Origin of the sequence: Variovorax sp. WDL1 (assembly GCF_001541225.1) — a bacterium.
GTDB lineage: Bacteria > Pseudomonadota > Gammaproteobacteria > Burkholderiales > Burkholderiaceae_C > Variovorax.
The window spans coordinates 167,571-173,698 of the sequence record NZ_LMTS01000027.1 but is presented as its reverse complement, the minus strand read 5'-3'; the positions used below and the strand labels follow the sequence as shown (position 1 = coordinate 173,698).

At 68.6% G+C, this 6,128-nt stretch carries 6 protein-coding genes; 3 read left to right on the top strand and 3 right to left on the bottom strand.

Going from position 1 to position 6,128, the window contains the following annotated elements; genetic code table 11:
• Positions 1-3 precede the first annotated feature (3 nt).
• Positions 4-660 carry an AraC family transcriptional regulator gene (locus tag APY03_RS05895; protein WP_157103376.1) on the bottom strand — a complete coding sequence of 219 codons (657 nt, stop codon included), beginning with the start codon at positions 658-660 and terminating at the stop codon, positions 4-6.
• 25 nt (positions 661-685) lie between these two features.
• Entirely contained in the window at positions 686-1,417 is a 732-nt protein-coding gene (locus APY03_RS05890) for a GntR family transcriptional regulator (protein ID WP_068674827.1), read from the bottom strand.
• A gap of 93 nt (positions 1,418-1,510) precedes the next feature.
• Here APY03_RS05890 and APY03_RS05885 point away from each other — a divergent pair, with 93 nt between their 5' ends.
• Genes APY03_RS05885 through APY03_RS05875 form a run of 3 tightly spaced genes read left to right on the top strand, consistent with a single transcriptional unit; the run spans position 1,511 to position 5,322 of the window.
• The gene (locus APY03_RS05885) at positions 1,511-2,887 is read left to right on the top strand and encodes a class-II fumarase/aspartase family protein (RefSeq protein ID WP_068674926.1); all 1,377 of its coding nucleotides are present in this window, start codon (positions 1,511-1,513) and stop codon (positions 2,885-2,887) included.
• Between the two features lie 47 nt (positions 2,888-2,934).
• Positions 2,935-3,912, top strand: coding sequence for a tripartite tricarboxylate transporter substrate binding protein BugD (locus tag APY03_RS05880; protein ID WP_068674924.1), 978 nt, complete (start codon positions 2,935-2,937; stop codon positions 3,910-3,912).
• A gap of 6 nt (positions 3,913-3,918) precedes the next feature.
• On the top strand, positions 3,919-5,322 hold the full coding sequence (locus APY03_RS05875) for a class II fumarate hydratase (protein ID WP_068674825.1): 1,404 nt from the start codon (positions 3,919-3,921) through the stop codon (positions 5,320-5,322).
• Positions 5,323-5,409: 87 nt separating this feature from the next.
• Here APY03_RS05875 and APY03_RS43315 read toward each other — a convergent pair.
• A partial coding sequence (locus APY03_RS43315) for an SLC13 family permease (protein WP_332307376.1) occupies positions 5,410-6,128 on the bottom strand: 719 nt, incomplete at its 5' end.

The window sequence follows — 6,128 nt, the reverse complement described above, 5'->3', positions numbered from 1 at the left end:
TTTTTAGCCGGTGCGGCGGGCCGTCTCGGCGACGCTCATGCCGCCCATGCGCAACTGCCTGGCCTGCAACAGCCGCTGGCTTCGCAGCCATTGCATGGCCCCCATGCCTTGCTCGTCGCGGCAGCGCTGGGCGAACTGGCTGGGGCTCAGGCACGCGACCGCCGCGAGGTCGGCGACGCTCAAGGGCTGGTGCCAGCGCGCTTGTGCCCACGCGGCAAGGGCCCGCCAGTCGATGGCGCGCCGGCGGCCGTTCGGAACCTGAGGCCCCCAGGCCTCGAGCAGCAGCGCCGGTGCGTGATGCAGCGCGGCCACGGGTGGCGATGCCTGCGTCACGCACAGCGCGAGATAGCGCGCCAGCGACAGGAGCTGTGGCGCCATCGGCGTGCGTCCCGCGCATTGGGCCCACAGGTCCTGGGTGGTGTCCAGGACGAGGCACCGGCTGCCGGTACGCGATTCGAAGTCATGGCGCTCCCCGGGCGTCACGACCCAGCCTTCGCCGGCGCCGACGCGGCGGCCGCGCCCCTCGACCTCCAGTTCCAGCATGCCGTCGAGTCCGACCAGCACCTGGAAGTGCTCATGCACATGGCTGCCGCGCGAGGCCCCGTAGCGCCGCAGCGAAAGCGCGTGCGAGGGCAATGGGGTGGTGTCGTGCGGTTGCATGGCAGGGCTTCGATTGTCCTCCCGCTCAGCCCGCGGAGCGCTGCAGCCGCATGGTGAGCGAGAAGCGCTCCGCCGGATGCAGGGTGACGGTGACGTCGATCGTCTCACCGTCGGCATCGAGGTAGCGGCGCACGACCTGCATGGCTGCTGAGCCCGTGTCCACGCCCAGCTGCTGCGCCATTGCCGCGGGCACTTCCACCGCCTGCAACTGCTGCACGATCTCGACCACCCGCCGGCCGTAGCGCTGCTCGATCAAGGTGCTGACCAGCGTCTCCGGCGAATCGCGAACGAGTTCCACCAGCTCGGTGTAGGCCGGGTCCATATACAAGTCGGTCCAGCAGATCGGCAGCCCGAGCTGCTCCTCGTCCATCCGCAGGCTGGAAATGCGCAGCCAGGCCGTTCCCTCCGGGCAGCCGAGCAGGCGCGCCAGGGCACCCTTGGCTTGCAACGTCTCGACCTCCCGCACCACCCGGACGTGCGTCGCACCGAACTGCACCACGTCTTCCACCGAGGCCAGCGACTGCTGGAAACCGACCTGCGGCGTGGCCGATTCCACGCGCGTGCCGACGTTCTTGCGGCGCGACACCAGGCCCAGCTGCTGCAGCTCCTGCAGGGCGGCGCGCACGGTATGCCGGCTCGTCTTGTAGTGATCACGCAGCTCCAGCTCTGTCGGCAGCAGCGTGCCGACGGGGTAATGACCCGAGGTGATGCCTTCCTTGAGGTGCAGGGCTATATCGGAAAAGCGGGGCTTGTTCATCGTGAACGCGATTCTGAGGCTCAGGGTTAGTACTGAGTTGGAATTATGTTCGGACATATTAAAGTCGATATGTCCGAACATATTGGCGCTGCCATGTCCTCCACCTCCATCCCGATGGCCAGCACGGTCGTCGATTCGATCCTGTTCCGCGACGCCTTCGGCACTGCGAAGATGCGCTCGCTCTTTTCCGACCGCGCCCTGATCCAGCGCTATATCGACGTCGAGGTTGCGCTGGCCAAGGCCGAGGCGCGCGTCGGCGTGATCCCGCGCGAAGCGGCCGAAACCATCGCGCGCGAGTCCACCATCGAGCGCATCGACTTCGACCACATGCGCGAGGAGACCGACATCGTCGGCTACCCGATCCTGCCGCTCGTGCACCAGCTGGTGGCGATGTGCGGCGAGGCGGGGCGCTATGTGCACTGGGGCGCGACCACGCAGGACATCATGGACAGCGCGGTGGCGCTGCAGGTGCGCGACGCGCTCGACGGCGTCGACGCCGACATCCGCGAACTGCGCGCCATCCTGGCTGGCCTCGCGAAGAAGTACCGCGACACGCCGATGGCCGGCCGCACCCATCTGCAGCAGGCCCTGCCCGTGACCTTCGGCTACAAGGTCGCGATCTGGCTCGCGATGTTCGACCGCCACCAGCAGCGCCTGGCCGAACTGCGCCCGCGTGTCGCGGTGGTCGAGTTCGCCGGTGCCGCGGGCACGCTGGCTTCGCTCGGCGACAAGGGCTTCGAGGTGCAGCAGGCGATGGCCGAGGAGCTCGGCCTGGGCGTGCCGGCCACCACCTGGCACGTGGCGCGCGATGGCTTCGCCGAGGCGGTGAACCTCCTGGCGCTGGTCACCGGCTCGCTCGGGAAGATTGCGCTCGACATCATGATCATGGCGTCCACCGAATTCGCCGAGGTCTACGAGCCCTTCGTGAAAGGGCGCGGCGCGAGCAGCACGATGCCGCAGAAGCGCAACCCGATCTCCAGCGAGCTGATGCTGGCCGCGTCCAAGGCGGTGCGGCAGCACGCCGGCCTGATGGTCGACGCGATGGTGCAGGACTTCGAGCGCGCCACGGGACCCTGGCATGCCGAGTGGATCGCGATCCCCGAGAGCTTCATCCTCACGGCGGGCGCGCTGCACCAGGCGAAGTTCGCGCTCGGCGGCCTGATCGTCGATGCCGGGCGCATGAAGCACAACCTGGGCATCAGCCGCGGCCTGATCGTGGCCGAGGCGGTGATGATGGGCCTGGCGCCGCACACCGGCCGCCAGCAGGCGCACGACCTGGTCTACGACGCCTGCCGCAGTGTCAACGAAAAGGGCGGCACGCTGGCCGAGGCGCTGGCGGCGCTGCCCGAAGTCACCCGGCATCTCGACCGTGCCGCCATCGATCGCCTGACCGAGCCCGCGAACTATCTCGGCCTCGCACCGCAGATGGTCGATCGTGCGCTCGCGCTTTCGGCAAAGGCGCAGCACTGAACTTCCCTGGTCCCCTCCATCCTTCATTCCATTCAGGAGACATGAGCATGCGTTTCATCAAGACCGTTCTGTGTGCATTCGCGGCGGCCGCCGCCGTCGGTGCCGCCCAGGCCCAGGCCTACCCGACCAAGCCGATCACGTGGATCGTGCCCTTCGCAGCGGGCGGCCCCACCGATGCGCTCGCGCGCAGCATCGCCGAACACGTGGCGCGCGAGCTCGGGCAGCCGATCGTGATCGACAACTCGGCCGGAGCGGGCGGCACCATCGGCGCAGCCAAGGCCGCACGCGCGACACCCGACGGCTACACCATGCTGGTCGGCCACATGGGCTACATGGGCGCCGCGCCGGCTCTCTACAAGAAGCTCAGCTATGACCCGGTGAAGGACTTCGAGCCCGTCTTCCGCTTCCCCGACACGCCGCTGGTGCTGATGGTGCGCAAGGAGCATCCGGCGAAGGACATCCGGGGGCTGATCGACTTCGGCAAGAACAACCCCGACAAGCTCTTCATCAGCAACGCCGGCGTGGGCTCCAGTTCGCACCTGATCGCCGCGCTGGTCGCGAGCTCCGCCAACATCAAGGTGACGCTGGTACCGTACAAGGGTGCGGGCCCGGCCCTGGTGGACGTGATCGGTGGCCAGGTCGACGGCATCTTCGACCAGACCAATACCGCACTGCCGCAGATCACCGAGTCCAAGGTGCGCGCGCTCGCCGTCACCTCGAAGGTCCGACTGCCGCAACTCAAGGACGTGCCGACGCTGGCCGAGACGGTGCTGCCCGGCTTCGAGGCCTCGACGTGGTACGGCATCTACGCGCCCAAGGGAACGCCCAAGGCGGCGCTCGACAAGGTCCAGCAGGCCTACCTGAAGGTCATGACCGACAAGGCCTTCACGGACAAGATGGCGAGCCAGGCGATCCAGATGCTGCCGGCCGAGCAGTACACCGGGGCCGCGCTGGGCAAGCACACCGAGTCGGAGGTGGCGCGCTGGAAAGCGGTCGCGGCCAAGACCCACATCTCGCTGGACTGACGCGCCATGGTCGCCATGCGTGTGGAGCCTGACGCCTTCGGGCCGGTCGAGATCCCGGCCGACCGCTACTGGGGCGCACAGACGCAGCGCGCGCTGGGCGTCTTCGAGATCGGCGAGGAGCGCTTCCCCGCCTGCCTGATCCGCGCCTTCGGCTTGCAGAAGCTGGCGGCCGCGCGCGCCAACCTGCGCTGCGGCGCGCTCGATGCCGCGCTGGCGCAGAAGATCGTCGCCGCCGCCGAAGAGCTGCGCGACGGCCGCTTCGACGATCACTTCCCGCTGAGCGTGTGGCAGACGGGCTCGGGCACGCAGACCAACATGAATGCGAACGAGGTGATCGCGAACCGCGCCAACGAGCTGCTGGGCCAGCCCCTGGGCACGCGTGCGCCGGTGCACCCCAACGACCACGTCAACGCCTCCCAGTCGTCCAACGACAGCTTCCCGACCGTGATGCACCTTGCGGCGCAGCAGGAAGTCGCGCAGCGCCTGCGGCCTGCGCTGCTGCTGCTGCGCCAGCGGCTGGAGGAGCGCGCCGCCGCCTTCGCCGGGGTGCTGAAGATCGCGCGCACGCACCTGATGGATGCAGTGCCGATGACCATGGGCCAGGCCTTCGATGCCTTTGCGCGCCAGATCGGCCACGGCATCGACCGCATCGACGGCACCCTGCCGCGCCTGTGCCTGCTGCCGCAGGGCGGCACCGCGGCCGGCACGGGGCTGAATGCGCCACCGGGCTTCGATGCCGCCTTCTGCGAAGAGCTGAGTGCGTTGACCGGCGCGGCCTTCGCGCCCAATCCCAGCAAGTTCGAAGGCATGGCGGCGCACGACACACTGGTCGAGCTCTCGGGTGCGCTCAACGTGGTGGCCACCTCGCTGGTCAAGATCGCGAATGACATCCGCCTGCTCGGCTCGGGGCCGCGGTGCGGACTGGGCGAGCTGGTCATCCCCGATGAAGGCCTGACCAGCTCGATCATGCCGGGCAAGCGCAATCCGACCATCGCCGAAGTGGTGGTGCAGGCGAGCCTGCAGGTGATGGGCAATCACGTCACCATCACCATGGCCGGCGCCTCCGGCAACTTCGAGCTCAACGTCGCCAAGCCGGTGCTGATCCACAACCTGCTGCAGTCGATCCGCGTGCTGGCCGACAGCGCGCGCGTGTTCGCCGAGCGGATGGTGAAGGACATCGAGGTCGACCTCCAACGGCTAGCGACCCAGGTCGACAACGCGCTGCTGCTGGTGACCGCGCTCAATCCGGTGCTGGGCTACGACCGCGTCGCGCAGATCACGAAGGCCGCCCTGGAGCGGAACACGAGCCCCCGGGATGCGGCCGTCGCGCTGGGCTTCCTGAGCGCCGAGGACTACGACCGGCTCGTCGATCCGAAGGCGATGGCCTGCGTGTCGGCCAGGGGACCGTAACAGTCGATTCGGGAGTGAAGGCCGCGTCAACGCCGCCATGCGCGTCGTTGGCGTGGCAGGCACTTCCGCATTGGCCGGTACGGCCCCCTAGAGCCTGAGGAGCAGGGCCGAGGCCGCGCACACCAGCAGGAAGGGGATGCTGATGCGATGGAATTCGCGCAGCCCGTGCGGCACCTTCGCCAGCCGCAGCGCGATCAGGTTGGCCAGCGAACCCAGCACGCAGCCGAAGCCGCCGATGCTGACGCCGGCGGCGAGCGCGGGCAGGTCGTGCACGTAGCGGTCGAGCAGGATGGTGGCCGGCACATTGCTGATGAACTGCGACACGCCGATGGCGGCCAGGTAGGCGCGCCAGCCCTCGCCGATCTGCCATTGCTGCAGCAGCGCGGCCACGATCGGCAGCTCGGCCAGCTGGCGCAGGTCCACGAACATCAGAGCGATGATCGCGAGCAGCGCCCAGTCGATGCCCAGCAGCACGCGCGGGCGCATCAGCAGGAAGGCGCCGGACACCAAGCCGAGACCGGCGGCCAGCCAACCCTGGTCGAGCGCGATCACGAAGGCGATGAAGAGCAGGGCCGACAGCGCCAGCAAGCGCGGCTGCACGGGCGCGGCATCGCTGGCGGGCTTGAGCTGGATCTCAACGCGCGGCACCAGGAAGCGCACCGCAGCGAAGAGCCAGAACAGCATCACGGCCACGGTCGGCGCCATCATGCCCATGAAGCCGAGGAAGCTCTCGCCCGAGCGGTGCCAGAGGTACAGGTTCTGGGGGTTGCCGATCGGCGTGAGGGCAGAGCCCGCGTTGACCGCCA

Excerpts from the sequence above, each read along its gene's own strand:
- APY03_RS05895 (WP_157103376.1), bottom strand. The coding sequence starts at position 660 with ATGCAACCGCACGACACCACCCCATTGCCCTCGCACGCGCTTTCGCTG.
- APY03_RS05890 (WP_068674827.1), bottom strand. The coding sequence starts at position 1,417 with ATGAACAAGCCCCGCTTTTCCGATATAGCCCTGCACCTCAAGGAAGGC.
- APY03_RS05885 (WP_068674926.1), top strand. The coding sequence starts at position 1,511 with ATGTCCTCCACCTCCATCCCGATGGCCAGCACGGTCGTCGATTCGATC.
- APY03_RS05880 (WP_068674924.1), top strand. The coding sequence starts at position 2,935 with ATGCGTTTCATCAAGACCGTTCTGTGTGCATTCGCGGCGGCCGCCGCC.
- APY03_RS05875 (WP_068674825.1), top strand. The coding sequence starts at position 3,919 with ATGGTCGCCATGCGTGTGGAGCCTGACGCCTTCGGGCCGGTCGAGATC.